The 21772-nt window shown below is 72.6% G+C and carries 18 protein-coding genes and 1 pseudogene; 8 read left to right on the top strand and 11 right to left on the bottom strand.

What is annotated here, in order from left to right; genetic code table 11:
• Window positions 1-90: 90 nt before the first annotated feature.
• The 4 genes from AS594_RS28985 to AS594_RS28970 form a co-directional block, all read right to left on the bottom strand.
• Window positions 91-1044, bottom strand: coding sequence for a hypothetical protein (locus AS594_RS28985; RefSeq protein ID WP_069929780.1), 954 nt, complete (start codon window positions 1042-1044; stop codon window positions 91-93).
• Window positions 1041-1229, bottom strand: a complete 189-nt coding sequence (locus tag AS594_RS28980) for a hypothetical protein (RefSeq protein WP_069929779.1) — start codon at window positions 1227-1229, stop codon at window positions 1041-1043. Before AS594_RS28980 ends, AS594_RS28985 begins: the two co-directional genes overlap by 4 nt.
• Complete coding sequence (locus tag AS594_RS28975) at window positions 1226-2752, bottom strand: hypothetical protein (protein ID WP_069929778.1); 1527 nt, start codon at window positions 2750-2752, stop codon at window positions 1226-1228. The genes AS594_RS28980 and AS594_RS28975 overlap by 4 nt, the downstream gene beginning before the upstream one ends.
• 90 nt (window positions 2753-2842) lie before the next feature.
• Entirely contained in the window at window positions 2843-3556 is a 714-nt protein-coding gene (locus AS594_RS28970) for a GntR family transcriptional regulator (protein WP_069929777.1), read from the bottom strand.
• Between the two features lie 169 nt (window positions 3557-3725).
• Here AS594_RS28970 and AS594_RS28965 point away from each other — a divergent pair, with 169 nt between their 5' ends.
• The 4 genes from AS594_RS28965 to AS594_RS28950 all read left to right on the top strand — a co-directional run bounded on the left by AS594_RS28965 (window position 3726) and on the right by AS594_RS28950 (window position 7387).
• Window positions 3726-5003 (top strand): MFS transporter, encoded by a 1278-nt coding sequence (locus AS594_RS28965; RefSeq protein WP_069929776.1) that lies wholly within the window; start codon window positions 3726-3728, stop codon window positions 5001-5003.
• A gap of 121 nt (window positions 5004-5124) precedes the next feature.
• Window positions 5125-5889 carry a LamB/YcsF family protein gene (locus AS594_RS28960; protein WP_069929775.1) on the top strand — a complete coding sequence of 255 codons (765 nt, stop codon included), beginning with the start codon at window positions 5125-5127 and terminating at the stop codon, window positions 5887-5889.
• Window positions 5886-6512, top strand: a complete 627-nt coding sequence (locus AS594_RS28955) for a 5-oxoprolinase subunit B family protein (protein WP_069929774.1) — start codon at window positions 5886-5888, stop codon at window positions 6510-6512. The genes AS594_RS28960 and AS594_RS28955 overlap by 4 nt, the downstream gene beginning before the upstream one ends.
• The gene (locus tag AS594_RS28950) at window positions 6509-7387 is read left to right on the top strand and encodes a 5-oxoprolinase subunit C family protein (RefSeq protein WP_069929773.1); all 879 of its coding nucleotides are present in this window, start codon (window positions 6509-6511) and stop codon (window positions 7385-7387) included. The genes AS594_RS28955 and AS594_RS28950 overlap by 4 nt, the downstream gene beginning before the upstream one ends.
• Window positions 7388-7474: 87 nt before the next feature.
• On the opposite strand, the gene AS594_RS28945 is transcribed toward AS594_RS28950, so the two are convergent.
• The 6 genes and pseudogenes from AS594_RS28945 to AS594_RS28920 all read right to left on the bottom strand — a co-directional run bounded on the left by AS594_RS28945 (window position 7475) and on the right by AS594_RS28920 (window position 16602).
• Window positions 7475-11083, bottom strand: a complete 3609-nt coding sequence (locus AS594_RS28945; RefSeq protein WP_069929772.1) for a hydantoinase B/oxoprolinase family protein — start codon at window positions 11081-11083, stop codon at window positions 7475-7477.
• A pseudogene (locus AS594_RS28940) lies at window positions 11080-11953 on the bottom strand (SGNH/GDSL hydrolase family protein). Before AS594_RS28940 ends, AS594_RS28945 begins: the two are co-directional and overlap by 4 nt.
• Complete coding sequence (locus AS594_RS28935; RefSeq protein WP_069932134.1) at window positions 11950-13167, bottom strand: glycosyltransferase; 1218 nt, start codon at window positions 13165-13167, stop codon at window positions 11950-11952. Before AS594_RS28935 ends, AS594_RS28940 begins: the two are co-directional and overlap by 4 nt.
• A complete protein-coding gene (locus AS594_RS28930; RefSeq protein WP_069933795.1) occupies window positions 13164-14306 on the bottom strand; it encodes a glycosyltransferase family 4 protein in 1143 nt (380 codons plus the stop codon). The genes AS594_RS28935 and AS594_RS28930 overlap by 4 nt, the downstream gene beginning before the upstream one ends.
• A 202-nt stretch (window positions 14307-14508) precedes the next feature.
• On the bottom strand, window positions 14509-15927 hold the full coding sequence (locus AS594_RS28925) for a HEAT repeat domain-containing protein (protein ID WP_069929770.1): 1419 nt from the start codon (window positions 15925-15927) through the stop codon (window positions 14509-14511).
• Between the two features lie 282 nt (window positions 15928-16209).
• A complete protein-coding gene (locus AS594_RS28920) occupies window positions 16210-16602 on the bottom strand; it encodes an ankyrin repeat domain-containing protein (RefSeq protein ID WP_069929769.1) in 393 nt (130 codons plus the stop codon).
• 309 nt (window positions 16603-16911) lie between these two features.
• Here AS594_RS28920 and AS594_RS28915 point away from each other — a divergent pair, with 309 nt between their 5' ends.
• Window positions 16912-17106 carry a hypothetical protein gene (locus tag AS594_RS28915; protein WP_028814016.1) on the top strand — a complete coding sequence of 65 codons (195 nt, stop codon included), beginning with the start codon at window positions 16912-16914 and terminating at the stop codon, window positions 17104-17106.
• Between the two features lie 37 nt (window positions 17107-17143).
• Window positions 17144-18730, top strand: a complete 1587-nt coding sequence (locus tag AS594_RS28910; RefSeq protein WP_069929768.1) for a hypothetical protein — start codon at window positions 17144-17146, stop codon at window positions 18728-18730.
• Window positions 18731-18740: 10 nt separating this feature from the next.
• On the opposite strand, the gene AS594_RS28905 is transcribed toward AS594_RS28910, so the two are convergent.
• The gene (locus AS594_RS28905; protein WP_069929767.1) at window positions 18741-20240 is read right to left on the bottom strand and encodes an SCO1417 family PLP biosynthesis transcription factor; all 1500 of its coding nucleotides are present in this window, start codon (window positions 20238-20240) and stop codon (window positions 18741-18743) included.
• A 120-nt stretch (window positions 20241-20360) separates the two neighbouring features.
• Here AS594_RS28905 and yczE point away from each other — a divergent pair, with 120 nt between their 5' ends.
• Both yczE and AS594_RS28895 read left to right on the top strand, forming a co-directional pair.
• Window positions 20361-21008 carry a membrane protein YczE gene (yczE, locus tag AS594_RS28900; protein WP_069929766.1) on the top strand — a complete coding sequence of 216 codons (648 nt, stop codon included), beginning with the start codon at window positions 20361-20363 and terminating at the stop codon, window positions 21006-21008.
• Window positions 21005-21769 carry a glycerophosphodiester phosphodiesterase family protein gene (locus AS594_RS28895; RefSeq protein WP_069935480.1) on the top strand — a complete coding sequence of 255 codons (765 nt, stop codon included), beginning with the start codon at window positions 21005-21007 and terminating at the stop codon, window positions 21767-21769. The genes yczE and AS594_RS28895 overlap by 4 nt, the downstream gene beginning before the upstream one ends.
• Window positions 21770-21772 lie beyond the last annotated feature (3 nt).

Below are 21772 nucleotides of genomic sequence, written 5' to 3'. Positions count from 1 at the left end.
CGGCAGGTGTGCGGCAGGTGCTCGGCGGCCGCGTCGGCGGCCGATCCGGCCGGGCGTGTCGACTTGCTGTCGACGCCGGCCCGGCCTGGGTCAGGCGTGGAAGGGCAGGCCGGCCTCGGCGGTCAGTTCGAGGTCGTCGGCGTCCGACGGCGGCACGAGCGTCGGGCTGCCGTCGGTCACCGGGACCACTCCCAGTTCCAGCAGCTCGGCCATGGCGGCGCTGCCCGCCATGTCGCGGACCTGCAACTGGTAGCGGGCGGTGGTGCGGTACGCCCCTCCGGCGTCGTCGCCCGTGCGGTGCAGGAAGCCGGAGTCGGTGAGGAAGGCCACGGCCTTGCCGACGATGCCGGTGGTGGAGCCGGCCAGCCGTCGGGCGTCCTTGGTGGCGCCGGTCGAGCTGCGGCGGGCGTAGATCCGCCAGGCGGCCTCCAGGCCGGGGGCCTCGGTGGCCGGGTCGGTGTTCTCGCCCTGCTCGTCGGCGCGCTCCTCCAGGCGGCGGCATGCCTGGCGTACGAACGCGTCGACACCGTTGACCGTTATGCGTCCGATGTACCCGTCGTCGGCGAGGTCTTCGGGGCGTGGGAAGGCGAGCGCGGCGACGGCGAGATGCGCCAGTCCGTGCAGGAACCGGTCGGCGGAGTCGGCCGAGGCCCGCCGGGCGTAGTCGCCCATGCGTACGGCGAAGACCGAGTCCTCACCGGCGCTGACGGCCATGCCGGCACGCGGGGACACTTCGAGGACGACGAGCCCGAGCCCGGTCGCGACGGCGTCGGCGAGCCGGGCGAAGGCGGGCTCCTCGCGGTATCTGCGCAGGAGGTCGGCGTACTCCACGTCGCGGGCGGGCAGCAGCTTGGGCTGGAGCCCGAACGAGACGAGCCGGGCGGCGTCGGCCGCGTCGGCGGGCGTGACCGCGCCGTGCGCGGTGGGAGGAGCGGCGGACGCGTACGCCTCGGCCGGCTCGGCCGCGGAAGCCGCGTGCGCCCCGGCGTCGTCGACGGCTCGCTCGCTCCACGCGTCGGCGTGCTCTGCGCGGTGGTCGCTCACGGCTGGTACTCCTCGGTACGGGTGTTCTCGTTGTGGGGTACGGACACGATGGCGCGGCCGCGCGACGCGTGGCCGTACGCCTCCCGCGTGTACGGCGCGGGCCCGCACGCGGCCCGCGCGCACAGCGCGCGTCCGGCCTGCGCCGACCGGGGCAGGGCGTGCCCGGCGTGGTGTGCGCCCGTCATGCCGCCTCCGTCCGGTCCGCGGCCATGCCGGCGGCGTCCAGCAGCGCCATGCCGACTATCAGGTCGGCGCCGCCGAACTCCGGATCGTCGAGTTCGACGCCGTCGTCCACGGCGAACAGCAGCCGCTTCTCACCCTGCCGGTAGGCGGTGCCGACCGGCGGGCTCGCCGCGTGCACGGCGAGCAGCGCCACGAGGTACGGAAGATCCGGGTCGCGGCGCCGCGCGTCGGCCAGCAGTCCGGAGAGCCTGCGGGGGGCGTCGTGCGGCAGGTCGAGCAGTTCCATGGCGTTCGCCAGCTGCTCCTCGCTGAACCGGCTGTCGTCGGGGGTGGCGATCAGGTCGGGCTCCGGCATCTCGGCGCCCAGGTGCTCCCGCTCCACCGGAGGGGTCAGCAGTATGTCGACCAGGTCCCCGACGCGTACGGCGACGGGCGTGCGCAGCCCCGTGCCGTGCGCGAAGAAGGCGTCGGTGACCCGGATGGCCTGCTCGACGGGCAGGGGCAGCAGTGGCGCGACGAGCTGGCCGTACAGGTCGAGTCCCGCCCGCGCCGTGGGCGTCGCGAACGCCTGGCGGTCCTGTTCGGCGCGGAACAGCGGCCCGGCGTCCAGCAGCCTCGACTGGAGCTGGGTGTGCCTGCGGATGCAGTCCTTGACGATGTCGACGAGCTCGGCGGCGCGTCGCTTGTGCTCCGGCTCCTCGGCCTCGTCGCGCGCCTTGCGGATGTTGGTGAGGATGGCGTTCTCGTGGCGGTAGCGGTCGGCGACGTGGTCGAGCGCCTCGGCGATCATGTCGGGCACCGCGTTGAGCCAGTCGACGGCCCGTACGTTGCGCCGGGTCGCCTCCAAGGTCCTGCGGAGCGTCTCGGCGTACTGCACGGTCCGGTAGCGGGCCTGCTCGGCGGCGAGCTGGGCGTCGGCGAGCCTGCCCCTGCTGATCAGGACCTCGAGCTTGACCTCGGCGGCGATCTGCGCGCTGGTGACGTCCGTGTCGAGGGCGCCGACGAGGACGTTGACGGCCTCGTCGGTGGTCCGCAGATAGACACTGCCGCCGTATCCGGGGACCTCCTCGATGAGCTTGAAGTCGTAATCCCTGCGCACATACGCGCCGTCGGGGCCGAAAGTGCCGTAAACCGCGCGAAAGCCTCGGTCCACGCTGCCGACGTTGATCAGGTTTTCCAGGACCCAGCGCGCGACGCGCTCGTGTTCGGCGAGCGGGCGGTGCGGGGCCTGGGCGGCGACGCGAGGGAGCAGCCTGGCCACTATCTGCTCATGGTCGGCGCCGGTGTCGAAGTCCATGTTGAGGGTGACGAGGTCGATGGCGGCGAGCGCGACCTCCGCCATCGCGTAGACCGAGTACTCGCCCGCGAGGTTCGCCTTGCGTACGTCCAGATCGTGCAGCGGCGCCGTGCAGGCGAGCGCGCGGAGCCGCCGCGCGAGCCCCTCGTCGGCGGCCGGACCCTGTGCGGGCCGCGGCCCCGCGCTGAGCTGGGGCGGAACGAATTCCGTCGATGCAGGCGAAGTCACGTGGACAGATTAGGTCCTCGCACTGACAACGGTCGAAACGGCGCAGAAGCGACCCGGTCCGAGAGCCGGGTCAGCGGGACCGCACGGCCCTCACGTCGCCCAGTTCCCGGTCTCGATGTGGCCCGCGTACACCTCGACGAGCTGGGTGCGGGAGTCGTCGAGATAGGCGGCGAGGAGCCGTTCACCAGCCGCGCTGTCCCCCTCGCGCAGGCATTCCAGAATCTGCCGGTTACGTACGAGATAGGGCGCGTGCAGCCGGCGGGGGTCGGCCACCACGTGGAAGGCGAGGCGCAGTTCGGCCAGGATTCCGCGCATCAGCTCGTCGGTGCGGGGGCTGTCGGCGAGGGCGGCGAGTTCGCGGTGGAAGTGGATATTGGCGGTCGCCACCCCCTTCCACTCCCGCCGGTCGGCCGCCCGCTCTCCGTCGCCGACGGCCCTGTCGAGGCCGCCGAGCGGGAAGGGCGGTGCGCCGAGGCCGCGGACGACGGCGCACTCGATCAGCCGCCTGATGCGGTAAATGTCCTCTACGTCCTCCACGGCGAGCACCCGGACGAACACTCCGCGGTTGAGCTGGTGGACGAGCAGCCGCTCGTGGGTCAGCAGCCGGAACGCCTCGCGCAGCGTGTTGCGCGAGACACCGAGCGCCTTGCCGATGCTGTCCTCCGAAAGGCGCTCTCCCGGCTGGAAGTACCCGTCGGCGATGCGGGTGCGGAGGATGTCGGCGACCCGCTCCGCCGTGCTGGTGCGGCCCAGCAGGGGGCGGTCGTCGGCCAGCCCGCCACCCTCGGGCTCCGTCGTCCTCACAGCGCGTGTCTCCCTAGGCTCCCGCACCGGCCATTCTCGCCCGGCGCGCGGTGTCCATCGTAGAAGCAGGAACGAGCCGACATGACTCTTGTCGGATCGTTCAACAATCCTCTACGTTGGCGGCACCGCACGGACTCCAGCGCCCTCCTCCCCCCTCCGCGAGGTGCAGATGAGTACCACCCAGACACAGTCGAAGCAGGACGAACTGCCCGACGGTGACGGCGCGTTCGCCTGGTTACGCGCCCTCGGACCGCGCGGCCGCCGCGCTTTCGGCGGGGCCTTCGGCGGATACGCCCTCGACTCCTACGACTTCTTCACGCTGCCGCTGAGCATGGTGGCGATCGCGGCGTACTTCGGCCTCAGCACGGGTCAGACCGGTCTGCTCACGACGGTCACCCTGGTGGTCTCCGCGATCGGCGGCGCGATCGCCGGCATCGCCGCGGACCGCATAGGCCGGGTGAAGGCGCTGATGATCACGGTCATCACGTACGCGCTGTTCACCGTTCTGTGCGGATTCGCCCCCAACTACGAGACGCTGCTCGTCTTCCGCGCCCTCCAGGGCCTCGGCTTCGGCGGCGAGTGGGCGGTCGGCGCGATCCTGGTCGCGGAATACGCCTCCGCCAGGCATCGCGGCCGGACGCTCGGCGCGATCCAGAGTGCGTGGGCGGTCGGCTGGGCGCTCGCGGTCATCGTCTGCACGGTGGTCTTCCAGTACCTGGACCCGGACACGGCCTGGCGCGTGATGTTCTGGACCGGCGCCCTGCCCGCGCTCCTGGTGATCTACGTACGCCGCCATGTCAGCGACGCCCCACAAGCCGCACAGCGGCGCCTCGCGAGCAGCGACAAGGGTTCGTTCACGGCGATCTTCAAGAAGGACCTGCTGCGCACCACACTCTTCGGGGTGCTGCTCTCCACCGGTGTGCAGGGCGGCTACTACACGCTCGCCACCTGGGTGCCCACCTACCTGAAGACGGAGCGGGGCCTCACCGTCGTCGGTACCGGCGGATACCTGGCGTTCCTCATCTCGGGCGCCTTCATCGGCTACCTCACGGGCGGATATCTCACCGACAGGCTGGGCCGCAAGAAGAACATCGCGCTGTTCGCGTTCCTCTCCGCCGCCTGCGTCGTCGCCTACACCAACATCCCGTCGGGAGCGAACCAACTGGTGCTCGTCCTCGGCTTTCCGCTGGGGTTCTGCATGTCGGCCATCTTCAGCGGCTTCGGCTCGTTCCTCAGTGAGCTCTACCCGACGGCCGTGCGCGGGACCGGTCAGGGCTTCACGTACAACACGGGGCGTGCCGTGGGCGCGATCTTCCCGACCCTGGTCGGCTTCCTCGCCGGAAGCTGGGGCGTCGGTGGCGCTCTGATCTTCGGAGCGGTCGGTTACGGGCTCGCCGTGGTGGCGCTGTTCGGCCTTCCCGAGACACGCGGAAAAGAGCTCCGGTGAACGGCGTGAACGGCCCGGCGGCGCGCGCGACGAGCGGCTTCGCAATGCCTGAAGAAGCGCTCGCAGGAACGCTCCGAGGAACGCCCGAAGAAGCGCCTGAAGAACGGAAAGGGATCCGTACATGACCTCCGCCTCCATCGATCTCAACGCCGACCTCGGGGAGGGCTTCGGGCGCTGGCGGCTGACCGACGACGAACAGCTGTTGTCCGTCGTCACCAGTGCCAACGTCGCCTGCGGCTTCCACGCCGGTGACGCGGTGACCATGCGCCGTGTCTGCGACCTCGCGGCCGAGCGGGGGGTACGGATCGGCGCCCAGGTCTCGTACCGCGACCTGGCCGGCTTCGGGCGGCGCTCCATGGACGTCCCCCCGGACGAACTCGCCGCCGAAGTCGCGTATCAGATAGGCGCGCTGGAAGTGTTCGCGCGAGCGGCCGGTTCGCGGGTCTCGTACGTCAAGCCCCACGGCGCGCTCTACAACCGTGTGGTGCGCGACGAGGAACAGGCCGCCGCCGTGGTCGACGGTGTGCTGCTCGCCGGTGGTGGGCGGCCGGTCCTGGGACTGCCCGGCTCGCGGTTCCTCGACATCGCGGCGAAGGCAGGACTCCCGGCCGTCGCCGAGGCGTTCGCGGACCGCGCCTACACCGCGGAAGGGACGCTCGTTCCGCGCGCACAGGAGAACGCCGTCGTCACGGACCCGGGAACGGTCGTCGAACGCTCCGTCTCCATGGCCCGGTCGGGTGTCGTCACCTCGCGCTGCGGCCGCCCGGTCGCCGTACGAGCCCGGTCACTGTGCCTGCACGGGGACACCCCTGGCGCCGTCGGGCTGGCCCGCCGTGTACGGGAACGTCTGGAGTCGGCGGGCGTGCGTGTGGAGGCCTTCGTATGAGCACGCCGAGGGCGCTGCCGGTCGGCGACCACGCGCTGCTGGTCGAACTCGGCACCGGCGAGGAGACCGAGGCGTTCCATGCCGAGCTGCTGCGGCGCCGCGCGGAAGGCACGCTCCCCGGAGTCCGGGAGATCGTGCCGGCGGCGCGCACCGTGCTGCTCGACGGCCTCGACGATCCCGGGCACTTCGCCGAGCACCTGGCCGGCTGGGAGATCCCGCCGCTCACGCCCGGTGTCCGGAGCGCGGTCGAACTTCCGGTGCGTTACGACGGCCCCGATCTCGCGGTGGTGGCCGAGCTGTGGGGCGTGCACCCGGATGACGTGGGGCGGATCCACTCGGCGGCGGTGTTCCGTGTCGCGTTCTGCGGGTTCGCGCCCGGGTTCGGTTACCTGACGGGGCTCGGGGAGCGGTACGCCGTACCGCGCAGGGAAACGCCGCGCACAGCGGTGCCGGCAGGCGCCGTGGCGCTGGCCGGCGCGTACACCGGGGTGTATCCGCGCTCCTCGCCCGGTGGCTGGCAGCTCATCGGTTCGACGGACGCCGTTCTGTGGGACCACGCGCGCGTGCCCGCCGCGCTGCTCACCCCCGGCACGCGGGTGCGGTTCGTACCGGAGGGGCTGTGACGGACCGGGCTTTCGCGGTGGTGCGGGCCGGTGCGCTGACGTCCGTTCAGGATCTGGGGCGGTCCGGTCACGCCCATCTCGGCGTGCCGCGCTCGGGTGCGCTGGACCGGCCCGCGAGCGATCTCGCGAACCGGCTGGTGGGCAACCCCCCGGGGGCGGCCGTTCTGGAGACGACGGTGAACGGCTGTGCCGTACGGCCGCGCTGTCCGGTCACCGTGGCGGTCACCGGTGCGCCGTGCGGCGTCACCGTGGACGGGCGTCCGGTGGCCTGGGGCGCGCCGGTGCGCGTGGCGGCGGGAAAGGTACTGGAAGTGGGGCGGGCGGCGAGCGGCGTACGGAGCTACCTCGCGTTCGCCGGCGGCGTCGCCTGCGAACCCGTGCTGGGCAGCCGCTCGACCGATCTGCTGTCGGGGCTGGGTCCAGCGGCCCTGGCCGACGGCGCTGTGCTGCCGCTGGGCGGCGATCCGGGGCCACCGGTGTACGCCGATGCCGTGCCCTGGCAGAGCCCCCCGCGCGAACTCGTCCTGCGGGCCCTCCCCGGACCGCGTGCGGACTGGTTCACGCCGCGGGCGCTGCGCACCCTGTCCACGGCCGTCTACCGGGTGTCCGCCGCGAGCAACCGCATCGGGCTGCGCACGGACGGCCCGCCTCTGGAGCGCGCCGTGCACGGCGAACTGCCCAGCGAGGGCATGGTTCTCGGCGCGGTGCAGGTACCGCCCGACGGGCGCCCTGTGGTGTTCCTCGCCGACCATCCCACCACGGGGGGATATCCGGTGCTCGCGGTCGTGCGGGAGCCGGATCTCGCCGCGGCGGCGCAGGCCGCACCCGGTACACCGGTCCGGTTCGTCGTCACGACGGGGCGCAGGGACCGCTGAGGGCCCCTCAGCGGCCCGCCACAGCCCTTGCGGGCGTTTCGGCACGGGGTGGGGCGTCTGGGGCGGAGCCAGGGGCCTTCAGGGCGCTCAGGGGCCGCCGGGGCGCCCGTATCCGCCTCCTCCTGGGGTGCGGATCTCCAGGACGTCCCCGGGGCCGGCGTCGGCCGTGTCGCAGCCCTTCAGCCGCATGAGCGTGCCGTCGGCGCGCTCGAGGCGGTTGCTGCCCGTCGCTCCCGGCCCGCCGCCGGCCATGCCGTACGGCGGGACGCGGCGGTGGCCGGAGAGCAGCGCCACCGTCATCGGTTCCAGGAACCGGATCCTGCGCACGGCTCCGCAGCCGCCCCGCCACCGGCCCTCTCCCCCACTGCCCTCGCGTACGGAGAAACTTTCCAGGCGCACCGGGCAACGCCACTCCAGGATCTCGGGGTCGGTGAGGCGCGAGTTGGTCATGTGGGTCTGCACGGCGTCGGCCCCGTCGAATCCGTCGCCCGCCCCCGAGCCGCTCGCCACGGTCTCGTAGTACTGCACGCGGTCGTTGCCGAACGTGAGGTTGTTCATGGTTCCGGAGCCTTCGGCCTGGACACCGAGGGCGGCGTACAGAGCTCCGGTCACGGCCTGCGAGGTCTCGACGTTGCCTGCCACGGTCGCCGCGGGATAGACGGGCGCGAGCATCGAACCCTCGGGGACCCGCACTTCCAGTGGTTTCAGGCAGCCGCTGTTGAGGGGGATGTCGTCGGCGACGAGTGTCCTGAAGACGTACAGGACGGCGGCCATGACCACCGACTTGGGCGCGTTGAAGTTCCCCGGCTGCTGGGGCGCCGTGCCGGCGAAGTCCAGCACCGCGCCGCGTGCCTCCCGGTCCACTCTCAGTGCGACCCGGATCACGGCTCCGCTGTCGGTCTCGTAGCGGTACTCGCCGTCCCGCAGCCCGGCGACGATGCGGCGGACCGACTCCTCCGCGTTGTCCTGGACGTGCCGCATGTACGCCTGCACCACGTCGAGGCCGAACTGGTCGACCGTGCGGCGCAGTTCGGCGATGCCCTTCTCGTTCGCGGCGATCTGTGCGCGCAGGTCGGCCAGGTTGGTGTCCGGGTCTCGGGAGGGATACGCGGCGGTGGCGAGCAGTTCGCGCGTCTCCTCCTCGCGCAGCCTGCCGTCCCTCACGAGAAGCCAGTTGTCGAAAAGGACGCCCTCCTCGTGCACCGTACGGCTGAAGGCCGGCATGGAGCCGGGGGTGAGGCCGCCGATCTCCGCGTGGTGTCCGCGCGAGGCCACCAGAAAGCGCGCCGGCCCGCCCTCGGCGTCGAACACGGGCGTCACGACCGTGATGTCGGGCAGGTGCGTACCCCCGTGGTAGGGGTCGTTGACGGCGTACACGTCGCCGGGGCGCATGGAGCCCTCGTTGCGCCGCAGCACCTCCTTGATCGACTCGCCCATCGAACCGAGGTGCACGGGAATGTGCGGCGCGTTCGCGATCAGATTCCCGTGCGCGTCGAAAAGCGCGCAGGAGAAGTCCAGCCGCTCCTTGATGTTGACGGAGTGGGCGGTGTTCTCGAGGCGTACGCCCATCTGCTCGGCGATGGCCATGAAGAGGTTGTTGAACACCTCCAGCATCACCGGGTCCACCGCCGTGCCGACCGCCGTCCGGCCGGGGCGCGGACGCACGCGCGTGAGCAGCAGATGGCCTCGCTCTCCGGCGGCCGCCCGCCAGCCCGGATCGACCACCGTGGTCGCGTCGTCCTCGGCGATGACGGCGGGGCCTTCGACCGCGTCGGCGGGCATCAGGTCGTCGCGCCGGTACAGCGGGGTGTCGTGTCTCCGTCCCCCGGTGAACATCCGTACCGTCGCACGGGAACTCGGCGTTCCCGTGTGCGTGCGCCTTCGGGCGACGTTCCCGGGAACGTCCGGTCCCGCCGTTCCCACGGCCTCGACCGAGACGGCTTCGACGACCAGCGGCTTGTCCATGGTGAAGGCGTACCGCGCGCGGTGGTCCGCTTCGAAGGCCGCGGTCATGTCCAGGACGCCGCCCAGCGCGACCGGCAGGCTCGCGTCCGTACCGGCGTAGCGGATCAGTACGCGCGCGTGCGTGCTGATCGCCTCGTCCTTGAGGCCGTCGGCGCGCAGCTCTTGGCGCGTACGTCCGGCCAGCCGGTCGCACAGTTCGCGTACGCCCCCGAGCATCCCCTCACCGAGTTCCGCCTCGACGGACTGCTCGCGCATGGCGGTGGCGTCGGCAAGGCCGATGCCGTAGGCCGAGAGCACACCGGCCAGCGGCGGCACGATCACCGTGTCGACGCCCAGCGCGTCGGCCACGGCGCACGCGTGCTGTCCGCCGGCGCCGCCGAAGCTGGTGAGCGCGTAGCGGGTGATGTCGTGACCGCGCTGTACGGAGATCTTCTTGACGGCGTTGGCCATGTTGAGCACGGCGATGTCGAGGAAGCCCGCGGCGACCTCCTCGGGGCTGCGCCGTGCACCGGTGGCTTCGGCCACGTCGTCGGCGAGCTTCACGAACCCGCGGCGTACCGCCTCGGCATCCAAGGGCTGGTCGCCACGGGGTCCGAAGACGGCGGGGAAGTGGTCCGGCTGGACGCGCCCGAGCATCACATTGGCGTCGGTGACCGTGAGGGGACCACCGCGTCGGTAGCAGGCGGGCCCGGGAACGGCGCCCGCCGAGTCGGGTCCGACGCGGTAGCGCTGCCCGTCGAAGTGCAGCACCGAGCCGCCGCCCGCCGCGACGGTGTGGATGTTCATCATCGGCGCACGCATGCGTACGCCCGCGACGTGCGTGCCGAGGTCTCTTTCGAACGCGCCGGCGTAGTGCGACACGTCGGTGGACGTGCCGCCCATGTCGAAGCCGATGACGCGCTCGAAACCGGCCTGTTCCGAGGTACGGGCCATGCCCACGACACCGCCCGCCGGACCCGAGAGCACGGCGTCCTTGCCGCGGAAGTGCGCCGCCTCCCGCAGTCCGCCGTTGGACTGCATGAACATCAGGCGCACGCCGCGCAGTTCCCCGGCGATCTCGTCGACGTACCGGCGGAGGATCGGTGAGAGGTACGCGTCCACGACGGTCGTGTCCCCGCGCGGCACCAGCTTGATCAGGGGGCTCACCTCGTGCGAACAGCTCACCTGCGTGAAGCCGAGTGCGCGCGCGGCGGCGGCGACGGCGGACTCGTGCGCGGGGTGACGGTAGCCGTGCATCAGGACGACAGCGGCGCTGCGGAAACCCTCGTCGCGCGCGGCGCGCAGTTTCTCCGTGACGGCCGCGAGATCCAGCGGCCGTACGGTCGCTCCGCCCGCGTCGATCCGCTCGGGGACTTCGACGACGCGCTCGTACACCGCCTCGGGCAGGACGATGTGGCGGTCGAAGAGCCGGGGACGGTTCTGGTACGCGATACGCAGTGCGTCCCGGAAGCCTTCGGTGATGACCAGTACGGTCGGCTCGCCGCGCCGTTCGAGCAGCGCGTTCGTGGCGACCGTCGTCCCCATTTTGACGGCGGCGATCCGGTCGGCCGGGACCGGTTCGCCGGGACCGAGCCCGAGCATCAGCCGGATTCCGGCGACGGCCGCGTCCCGGTAGCGCTCCGGGTCGTGCGAGAGCAGTTTGCGGGTGACGAGCCGGCCGTCGGGCCGTCGGCCCACCACGTCGGTGAAGGTACCGCCACGGTCGATCCAGAATTCCCAGCGCCCGCTCATTCCCCCATTCTGGCAAGGGGCGGGGCCGAAACGGCGGCGAGCGCGGCCGACAGCGCCTGTGAGGCGCGCAGATCGAGCCGCGCGCTGGTGCCGCGTGCCCCGTGCCGTACTTCGGCGGCCGCCAGGCCCAGGAGCTGCGGCAGGAGGTCGGTGGAACGGCGGGCCAGCCATCCCGTACCCGCCGTCAGCAGCCATACGAGATTGGCCGCACGGGCGGGCGGCGGCTGCTCGGGTGCGTAGCCGGGCGGCTCGCGGCCGCGAGCCCCCGGGCGACCAACAGGGCGTGGAAGCGTGCGGCGATCAGCCGGTGCCCGCGCTCGCCCGGGTGCAGCCTGTCCGCGCTCCACAGGCCGCGGTCGGCAACCCAGGGGCCCTCGGCGACGTGCAGGTGTACGGCGGCGTAGCGCGCGGACAGGACGTGCACCACGGCGTTGACGGCGCGCTGTCTGCGTGCCAGCGGGCGAGCGGGGCGGGCAGGCCGAGCATGGTCCCGGGATCGGGCAGACAGGCCGTCAGCAGTACGGCCCCGCCCTCGGTCAGGGCGGCGCAGACCGCGTCGAACCGTACGGTGAAGTCGTGGATGTCGAAGGTACGGCGCAGGGTGTCGTTGACGCCGACGAGGACGGAGGCGATGTCGGGGGCCAAGGCCAGCGCCTGAGGTACCTGCCGCTCGGCGACATCGCGGGTGAGGGCGCCGCTGACGGCGAAGTTCCGGAACCGCGCCGCCTCCCCGCTCGCCGCGAGCCCCCCGGCGAGCAGGGCGGCCCAGCCACGCAGTCCGCCGTCCACCGGATCGCTGACACCCGACGTGAGCGAGTCCCCCAGCGCGGCGAACCGCACCGGTTGGCCGGTACGGGCCACGCGGGTCATCCGGTCACCTCCGGCGCCCGCGCCGGGGCGCTCGTGTCGTGCGCGGCCGGGGCGCTCGTGTCGTGCGCGGTCAGGGCACACGTGTCGTGCGCGGCCAGGAACGCGTCCACCGCCGCGGGCCATCCGAAGAGTTCCGCCCGCGCCCTGGCGGCCGTGCGGCGCGCCTCTTCCGGGCGGTCGAGCAGCTGTCGTACGGCGTCGGCGAACGCCTCACCGGAGTCGGCGGCCGCCAGGCCCGCGTCGCCGATCACCTCCGGCAGCGCGGCGGACGCACTGGCGACGACCGGCGTGCCGCAGGCCAGCGCCTCCAGTGCGGACAGTCCGAAGGTCTCGGCGGGGCCCGGAGCCAGGCAGAGGTCCGCCGACGCCTGGAGGTCCGCCAGTTCACGGCGCTCCGCCACATGTCCCAGGAACGCGACCGGCAGCCGCTCCGCACGCGCCCTTCGCACCATCTGGTCGCGCGACGGCCCGTCCCCCGCGACCACCAGGGCCGCCCGTACGCCGTTCCCGCGAAGCGTCGCGAGGGCGTCAAGGGCCGTTCCCGGGTGCTTCTCGACCGACAGGCGCGAGCACAGCAGGAGGAGTACGTCGTTCCCGTGAGCGAGCCGGGCACGCAGCGCCGTACTGCGCCGTTCCGGACGGAAGGCGCGCAGATCGACGCCCAGGGGAGCGCGCACCACATTGCGCGCGCCGATGCGCACGAACTCGCGCTCCGCCCACTCCGTGGTGCAGACGATCCGCGAGTACGCCCAGGCGCTGCGCGCGTTCAGCCGGTCCGCCGTTCGGCCGGCGACCGTCCGCGGCACCCCCCACGTCCGCAGCACCCCGTCCGCCGTCTCGTGCGAAACCATCACCGACGGCACCCTGTTGCGCCGCGCCCACTCCCCCGTCCAGCGCAGCGACGTACGGTCGGAGACTTCCAGCCGGTCCGGCGACAGCGTCTCCAGGAGCCCGCGCAGCCTCCGGCGGCCGACGAGTACCCGGTAGCCGCCGGTGCCGGGCAGCTCCACACCCGGCAGGGTGATCACCCGGCCCTGTGCGGTGAGTTCGTCGCTCTCCCGCTCGCCCGGAACGACCAGCACCGGCTCGTGCCCGGCGGCCAGGTAACCGCGCCCCAGCTCCCCCAGGGCGGTGCGCAGCCCGCCCGACGACGGGGTGACGAAATTGGCCAGCCGTACGATCCGCAGAGGCCCGCCGTTCCCCCGGCCGCTCATGCCGCCACCGCCGTGCGGCCGCTCAGTACGTCCGCGTAGTGACCGAGCAGCTGATCGCCGACGACGGCCCACGTTCTGCTCTCGACGGCGGCGCGGCCCGCGCGCCCGTAGGCGGTGCGCAGCCCCGCGTCTTCGACGAGCGCGGAAACGGCCGTCCGTACGGCGGCCGCGTCGTGCGGCTCGACGAGCAGACCGGTGCTCCCGTGACGGACGAGGTCGAGCGGCCCGCCCGCCGCCGGAGCGATCACGGGAACGCCGCTCGCCATGGCCTCCTGCACGGTCTGACAGAACGTCTCGTACGGTCCGGTGTGCGCGAAGACGTCCAGCGAGGCGAAGATCGTGGCGAGTTCGTCGCCCGTCCTGCGGCCCAGGAAGACGGCGCCGGGCAGTGCGGCCCGCAGGGAGGGCTCGCTCGGCCCGTCCCCGACGACCACGACCCGTACGCCCGGCAGGCCGCACACGCCCGCGAGCAGCCCCAGCCGTTTCTCGGGCGCCAGCCGCCCGACGTATCCGACGAGCAGTTCCCCGCCGGGTGCCAGAGCGCGCCGCAGTGCCTCGTCGCGAAGGGACGGCCTGAACCGCTCCGTGTCCACCCCGCGCGCCCACAGCCGGACCCGGGGCACTCCGTGTTCCTCCAGGTCGCGCAGAGCCGCCGTGGAGGGTGCGAGAGTGCGGTCGGCCGCGCTGTGCACGGCCCGTATGCGCCGCCAGGCGGTCCCCTCCCCGGCACCCATGTACGTACGGGCGTAGCCGGCCAGATCGGTCTGGTAGACGGCGACGGCCGGGATGCCCAGCCGTGCCGCGGCCGCCATTCCGCGCACCCCGAGCACGAAGGGGCTCGCCAGGTGGACGATGTCGGCCCGGTGGGCGGTGAGCGCGGCGGCCACTCGCCGGCTGGGCAGGGCCACCCGCACCTGCGGATACCCGGGCAGCGGAAGCGAGGGCACGCGCACCACGGGATACGGTGTCGCGGCGTCGGAGCCGGAGCCCTGACCGGTGGTGACCTCGGCGGCCGCGGCCGGCGCTATGACGAGCGGATCATGACCGCGGGCGGCCAGGTGCCGGGCGGTCTGAAGGGCGCAATGGGCAACGCCGTTGATGTCGGGCGGAAAGGACTCGGTGACGATGGCGACACGCAAACGCATTCGCATAACCGTGTTGTCGTCGCGCCACGCATGTCCCGGCCGACTTGGATCTTTCCGGGCGAGGAACGTCCTATGAGCGTTTGCCCTCCGGCTCCCGGGACCCCGTCGGCGCCCCCGCGCGCCGACCGTCCCCGTTGCCCGACGGTCCCGGGCTTTGTTGCCCGACGGTTCCGGGCCCCCGTGCCCGGCGCGCCGCTCAGGCAGCGGGCGCGTCGGGCCCGATCCTGCTCCGTACCGCGGTCTGGACCTCGGCCTCCTCGGCCGGATCGGCGGCGAGCCGCCGCAGCCGCTCCGCCACGCGCGCGTCGCCGGTCTCGGCGTGCAGCGCGGCCACTTCCCTGGTGGTCTCCTCGCAGTCCCACAGGCACTCGACGGCGAAGCCGGTGGCGAACGAGGTATCGGTGGCGGCCAGGGCGCGTGCCGCGCGGCCGCGCAGGTGCGAGGAGGCCGTCTCGCGGTAGACGTGGCGCAGTACGGGCGCCGCGGCGCAGATGCCGAGCCGTCCTGCCCCGTCCACGAGGGCCCACAGGAGCGGCGCGTCGGGCCCGTCGGCCCGTACGGTCTCCCGCAGCGCTCCGAGCACGAGCGGAACGTCCTGCGCCCCGCCCCGGCAGGCCAGCACCCCTGCCGCGGAGGCCCCGAGGGCGTCCGGACGGTGCACCCAGCCGCGCGCCCGGTCCACCGCGTCCTCGCCGCACATCCGCTCGAAGGAGGCGACAGCGGCGTCCGCGACGGTACGGGAGGGGCTCTGGGCCGCCGTCTCGATGAGGTCGAGCACGACGGGGTCGCGTGATTCGGCGAGGTAGTGGAGCGCGGTGCAGCGGGCGCCGTCCTGGCCGTCGCGCGCGGCCTCGACGATCGCGGGGCGGTCCCCGGGGCCGGCGACGGCGGTCAGGCACCTGGCGGCCGGCACATGGAGCGGCGTACCGCGGTCGAGGCCCTGCTGGGCCCAGTCGAACACCGCCTGGACGCTCCAGCCGGGGCGCGGCCCCGTCGGCCGCATCTGCCGCTGCCACCGGCTGAACGAGCCGCGCTCTCCCGCCGCCCGCACCCGGCCGCCGACGCTGTCGCGCGGGTCCTCTGCCCACAGCCGCCACGGCCGGGGCTCGAAGGCGTCCCGTACGGCGGCGGCCAGCCCGGCCTCGCCCTCCGGGGTGCCGGGGAACCGGGCGAGTACGGGCGCGGCGAGCCCGCGCAGCCCGGCGTCGTCGTCGCGCAGGGCGAGCTCGTCGAGGGCCCACGCCCAGTTGGCGCCGGTCCTGGCGTACCGCCGCAGCAGTACGAGAGCGTCGTCCCTGCCGTACGAGGCGAGGTGGCCCAGCACGGCGAGCGCGAGGCCGGTCCTGCTCTCGTCGTCGTCGACGAGGTCTTCCGGGTCGAAGAGGTGCTGCTCGATCGCTTCAAGCCCGCCGTCGAGATCCAGGTAGAGGCGCGCGTAGTAGAGGGAGCGGTTCTCGACCTGCCAGTCGTGGCGGGGGTCGTCGAGAACGCAGTGGTTCAGGGCCGCGAGCGCTTCGGGGCGGGGCGCGGCGAGCGCGTGCAGCGTGCCGTCGCCGCGGCCCCTCTGCAGGAGGCCGAGCAAGGTGCCGCTCGGCGCTATGACTGGATCGAACATGGAAAAAGCCTCACATCAAGCTGTCGACGCAACCGGGATACGTGCCTGTCTAGGCCGCGCGACAACATGTCCGGCCGGCGTCCGCCGTCATCTCTTGCTCGCTGTAGACCATCTTCCTCTGCCTCTCGTCGGTGGGCCCGGAGCGGGCCCGCTCACACTCCCCGTGGTCCGGCAACTTCTGCCCGTCCCGCGTGCATGTGAATCCGACGTCATGATGACCCACTCATTTCACCGACGCGACCACATTTACGGCGCCCCGGCCGCTCCGCGTCAACTCCCCTGTCACCGCGCCCCGAAGAGCTCCAGCAGGTCTTTCTTGTCGAACATGCGCGCCGTGTCCACCGCTGACGGGGTTCCGGCGGCCGGGTCGGCGCCGCCCTCGACCAGTGCGCGCACGACGGCTTCCTCGCCCTTGAAGACGGCGCCCGCGAGCGGTGTCTGCCCCCGGTCGTTGGCGCGGTCCGGGTCGGCGCCACGGCTCAGCAGGGCCTTCACGGCGCCTGCGTGGCCGTGATAGGCGGCGAGCATCACGAGGGTGTCGCCCCGGTCGTTGGTGAGGTTCGCGGGCACGCCGGCGTCGACGTACGCGGCGAGCGCCTCGGTCTCTCCCTGACGCGCCAGGTCGAAGACCTTGCCGGCCAGTTCGACCACCTCGGGATCCGGGGTTTCACTCATCGAAAGGGACCGCCTTCCACTGCCGTTTCACTGCTGTGACCTGTACGTACGGCACCAGCGCCGTACGAGTGAATCGACAGGGTACTGCCCGTCCGGTCACATGACGCGGCCCGGCAGCGGCAAAGATCAGGGCGAACCGGACGACGGCCCGCGCGCACCGGCCGCCCCCTCAGCCACGCCACCGGCCACCCCCTCAGCCACTCAGGTGAAAAAGCTGAAAAGTAACCCATTTGCACCTTTTGCCGTATAGATACATGCTGTGAGCCTGGAAGAACTCATGGTGACTGTCCCCTCAACCAGGAGAACCTCATGATCCTGTCCATCTCGGGCGTCGTGCTTCTCGGCATCATCGTCTTCCTCTTCTTCCGGAAAGACGGCCTCAAGGCGTCCCACGCCCTCGTCTGCGCTCTGTTCGGCTTCTACCTCGCGGGCACAGCGATCGCACCGAGCATCAAGGCCGGGGGCGCGAGCCTCGCCGGTCTTCTGGGCGGGATCAAGTTCTGACCTGCCGTAACCGCTTCAACACCACCAGGAGACCGAAGTGGCCCGGCTTCCACTCCCCCGCATTCTGAGCAGCGGCAGTGCGCCGATCACCCGCAGCCGCGAGATCGCGCGTACGGCGGCCGACAGCGCCACCGACGTTCTCCATCCGCTGATCACGCTCACGCGCGGTCTGCGGCAGCTGGCCGCCGCCGGAAGGCGCAAGTGGACCGACACGCCCAAGGACCGGCGTGGTTCCGCGCTGCTCCTGGTGGCGGCCACGGTCCTGGTGGTCGCGCTCATCCCGTACGGGCCGCTCCTGGCCCTGATCACGGTGATGGCCGCGGCCGCCTGGAAGGGCCGGGACCGCACCCCGGCGCGTAGCGGCCCCGACGAGGCCGAGACGGACCGGCTCCGTGCCCTGTACGAGGCGCTGGTGCCGTACTTCTCGGTGGCCGAGGACCCCAGTCCGCTGTTCGCCCACGGCGGCGAGTGGGACAAGGCGTTTCCCGAGTTCGAGTTCGAGGACGGCCGGCTCGTCCGCCTCCTGGTGCGCTACCCGGCGTACTTCACCGACGGCGAGGCCGCCTCCCGGGCCCGCGTCGAGCAGCTCCTGCACGCCAAGTCGGGCCGCGGCCGCGAGTACCACTTCGAATGGGACGAAGAGGGCAACCAGCTCGTCATGACGGTGCTTCCCCCGCTGTTCACGTCCATCGCCGCCCAGCGCTTCGTCACCGCGCCCGGCGAGACCGTGCTGGGCTTCACCGACGCCGACGCGGTCCAGCGGACCGTGCCCGTGACGGAGGGCGACAGGACGTACGACGCCCCTCCGGTGATCTGGCGGACGGGGACACGCTCCACGGAACCGCACCTGCTCGCCCTAGGGCAGCCCGGAAGCGGCACGAGCAGCCTGCTGCGCTCGATCGCCCTCCAGGCGCTCCAGCACGGCGACGTGGTGATCGTCGAAGGCAGCGGCACGGGTGAGTACGCGTGCCTCACGGGACGCGCCGGCGTACTGGCCGTCGAATGCGGCCTCCCGGGAGCGCTCGCGAGCCTGGAATGGGCCGCTCACGAGACCGAGCGGCGGCTGATCGCCGCGAACCGCGCCCGCCAGGCCGGGCACCCCACCCCGGAGGACACGAAACGCCCGCTGTGGATCCTGCTGGACCGGCCGACCGTGTTCGGTCATCTGGCCGCCGCCGAAGGGCGCACCGATCCCCAGCAGCTGCTCCAGGTCCCCCTGCGGCACGGCAGGGCGGCGAACGTGACAGTCGTGGTGGCGGAGCAGTTCGACGCCATGGAAGCACTCAGCGACACGGTACGGACCCACACACGCGCGCGCGTGGTGCTCGGTCCGTCCGTTCCCGGGCACGTCGAATCCGTGCTGGGGGAACGCCCGCACACGACGCCCCCGCGCGACACCCCTCCCGGACGCGGTTACGCGCGGCTCGGCACCGGACCTGTCCTGCGGCTCCAGGTTCCGGCGACGCCCGACCCGTACGACGACGCGACGAGTGAGGCGCACCGGCAGGCCGTCGTCGAGCTGCTTCCCGAGCGCGTGCTGCCTCCGGAGCCGGAGCCCGCCCCCCAGGCCCGGATCATCCAGCCCCCGGCGCAGGAACCGGAACCGGTGCCGGCCGAGGGCTGAGCCCGGTCCGTCAGGCGACGAAGGTACGCGGCGTCTCCGAGCCGGACGTCGCCCCGCTCTCCACCAGCCTCGCGGCCGCGGCCAGCCGCACCGCCGCCTCGTCCGCCACCGGACCGCCGACGGTGAACGGCAGCCGCACGTATCCCTCGAAGGCCCCGTCGACCCCGAAACGCGGCCCCGAGGGGACGCGGACCCCGACGCGCTCGCCCATCTCGGCGAGCCGCGAGCCCGACAGCCCCCCGGTGCGGACCCACAGCGTCAGCCCGCCGTTCGGGACGTCGAACTCCCAGTCGGGCAGCTCCCTGCGGACCGCCGCCACCAGGGCGTCACGGTTGTCGCGCGCCTGGGTGCGGCGGATCTCCACGGCCTCTTCCCAGCCGCCGGTGCTCATCAGCCAGGTGACGGCGAGCTGTTCGAGGACGGGCGTGCCGAGGTCGGCGTACGCGCGGGCCGCCACCAGGCTTCGGATCACGTCGGGCGCCGCCCGCACCCAGCCGATGCGCATGCCAGCCCAGAACGCCTTGCTCGCGGAGCCCACGGTCAGGACCGTGCTGCCGGACGGGTCGAAGGCGCAGACCGGGCGCGGCATGTCCACGTCCGCGTCCAGGAACAGCTCCGTCATGGTCTCGTCCACGACGAGAACGGTCCCGGCCGAGCGCGCCGCGTCGACGAGCTGGCGCCGCTGGCTCTCGTCGGCCAGGGCGCCGGTCGGGTTGTGGAAGTCGGCGACGACGTAGGCGAGCCGGGGCGCGGCGTCGCGCAGGACCTGGCGCCAACGCGGGAGGTCCCAGCCCGTGAGCCCCTCGGCCATCGCGACGGGCACCAGCCGGGCACCCGCCTCACGCATGAGCTGAAGGATGTTGGCGTACGACGGCGACTCGACGGCGATGCGTTCGCCGCGTCCCGCGAACAGGTGGCAGATGGCGTCGATCGCGCCCATGGCACCGGTCGTGACCATGATCTGCTCGGGCATGGTCGGGATGCCGCGCGCGGTGTAGCGGTCGGCGAGCATCTGGCGCAGCGCGGGCAGACCCGCCGGGTAGTCGCCGTGGGTGTGCGCGTACGGCGGCAGTTCCTCCAGCGCGCCCTGTACGGCGCGGGTGAGCCACGGTTCGGGCGCCGGCAGCGAGGCGCAGCCGAGGTCGATCACGGAGCCGAGGGACTCGGGCGGCAGGGGCTCCAGGCCGCGCGCGGGCAGCGGGTTTCCGGCGGGAACGGCAGTCCAGCTGCCGGCTCCCCTGCGCGACTCCAGGAAGCCCTCGGCGCGCAGGGCCTCGTACGCCGCCGCCACGGTGGTACGGCTGACCGCCAGGGCCACCGCCAGCTCGCGCTCGGCGGGCAGCCGGGCGGCGACGGGAACGCGCCCTTCGAGGACCAGCAGCCTTATCCCGTCGGCGAGCGCGCGGTAGGCCGGGGGCTTGCGCGTACCGGGGCCCTGCGGCCGGGCCTGCTGGGCGTTGAGCTGCCTGGCGAGCTGGGCCGCACCGACCGCCGAAGTCCACTGCGCCATGATTTCCAGTCCACCTAACTCGAATTGGCCATGGATGGCATCTCCTGCCAAGCCACAGAGTGTCATGCGGCGGTCCACCGTCGCCACTACCTCTGTCCAGCTCAATCCAGGGAGCCTCACTTGTCCAGGGAACTCACCCGTCGGCTCGTGCAGCTGTACGCAGGTCTCGCGCTGTACGGGGTGAGCTCCGCGGCCCTGGTGCGCGCGGGCCTCGGCCTCGAACCCTGGGGAGTGCTGCACCAGGGTCTCGCCGAGAAGACAGGGCTCACGATCGGTGTGGTCTCGATCGTCGTCGGAGCCGCCGTCCTGCTGCTCTGGATCCCGATCAGGCAGCGCCCGGGGCTCGGCACCGTCTCGAACGTGGTGGTGATCGGTGTCGCCATGGACGGGACCCTCGCCCTCATGCCCGACGTGCACGGCCTCGCGGCCCAGATCCCCCTGATGCTCGCCGGCATCGTGCTCAACGGCGCGGCGACCGGCCTCTACATCGCCGCCCGGTTCGGACCCGGCCCGCGCGACGGGCTGATGACCGGGCTGCACCGCGTCACCGGGCGCTCCGTCCGGCTCGTGCGCACCGCGATCGAAGTGGCCGTGGTCGCCACCGGCTTCGCCCTGGGCGGCTCGCTCGGCGCCGGAACCGTCGTCTACGCCCTGGCCATCGGACCGCTCGTCCAGCTCTTCCTGCGCGTCTTCGCCGTCCCCGCGCCGGCCGCCGGCAGCACCGTCGTCGCCGCCGGTACACCGGAACGGGCGATAATCCCCCGGTGACCCGAGTACGCCACCCCTATCTGGACCACCCCGCGCCGCTCGCCTTCGCCCATCGCGGCGGGGCCGCCGACGGACTGGAGAACACCGCGGCGGCGTTCCGGCGCGCCGACAAGGCCGGGTACCGGTACTTCGAGACGGATGTGCACGCCACGTCGGACGGCCGCCTTGTCGCCTTCCACGACACGACACTCGACCGGGTGACGGACGGGCGGGGCAGTATCGCGGCGCTTCCCTGGAACGTCGTGAGCCGTGCGCGGGTGGCGGGCAGGGAGCCGTTGCCCCTCTTCGAGGACCTGCTGGAAGAGTTTCCGGACGCGCGCTGGAACGTCGACATCAAGGCCGAGCGCGCTCTCGCGCCGCTGGTCGGCCTGATCCGCAGGACCGGGGCCTGGGACCGGGTCTGCGTCGGGTCGTTCAACGAGAACCGGGTGTCCCGGGCGCAGCGCCTGGCGGGCCCCCGTCTCGCCACTTCGTTCGGCACGACGGGCGTGCTGGGGCTGTGGCTGCGGGCGCGCTCTCTGCCGGCCGCGGTGCGGCGCAGCGCGGTGTGCACCCAGGTGCCGGAGACGCAGAACGGCATCAGGGTCGTCGATCACCGCTTCGTGCGCACCGCACACGCGCTCGGCCTCCAGGTCCACGTCTGGACGGTCAACGACCGGGCCCGGATGGCAGCGCTTTTGGACCTCGGCGTGGATGGCATCATGACGGATCACATCGACACGTTGCGCACGGTGCTGACCGAGCGGGGAGCCTGGGCCTGAGCC

The organism is Streptomyces agglomeratus, from assembly GCF_001746415.1.
Lineage (GTDB): Bacteria > Actinomycetota > Actinomycetes > Streptomycetales > Streptomycetaceae > Streptomyces > Streptomyces agglomeratus.
Note: the sequence above shows the minus strand (reverse complement) of the source record. Positions and strands in the feature narration are given on the sequence as shown.

What these genes read in the sequence shown, in the direction of transcription:
- AS594_RS28980 (WP_069929779.1), bottom strand. Translation starts at nt 1,229, where the DNA reads ATGACGGGCGCACACCACGCCGGGCACGCCCTGCCCCGGTCGGCGCAG.
- AS594_RS28925 (WP_069929770.1), bottom strand. Translation starts at nt 15,927, where the DNA reads ATGTTCGATCCAGTCATAGCGCCGAGCGGCACCTTGCTCGGCCTCCTG.
- AS594_RS28955 (WP_069929774.1), top strand. Translation starts at nt 5,886, where the DNA reads ATGAGCACGCCGAGGGCGCTGCCGGTCGGCGACCACGCGCTGCTGGTC.
- AS594_RS28960 (WP_069929775.1), top strand. Translation starts at nt 5,125, where the DNA reads ATGACCTCCGCCTCCATCGATCTCAACGCCGACCTCGGGGAGGGCTTC.
- AS594_RS28965 (WP_069929776.1), top strand. Translation starts at nt 3,726, where the DNA reads ATGAGTACCACCCAGACACAGTCGAAGCAGGACGAACTGCCCGACGGT.
- AS594_RS28945 (WP_069929772.1), bottom strand. Translation starts at nt 11,083, where the DNA reads ATGAGCGGGCGCTGGGAATTCTGGATCGACCGTGGCGGTACCTTCACC.
- AS594_RS28920 (WP_069929769.1), bottom strand. Translation starts at nt 16,602, where the DNA reads ATGAGTGAAACCCCGGATCCCGAGGTGGTCGAACTGGCCGGCAAGGTC.
- AS594_RS28935 (WP_069932134.1), bottom strand. Translation starts at nt 13,167, where the DNA reads ATGAGCGGCCGGGGGAACGGCGGGCCTCTGCGGATCGTACGGCTGGCC.
- AS594_RS28905 (WP_069929767.1), bottom strand. Translation starts at nt 20,240, where the DNA reads ATGGCGCAGTGGACTTCGGCGGTCGGTGCGGCCCAGCTCGCCAGGCAG.
- AS594_RS28915 (WP_028814016.1), top strand. Translation starts at nt 16,912, where the DNA reads ATGATCCTGTCCATCTCGGGCGTCGTGCTTCTCGGCATCATCGTCTTC.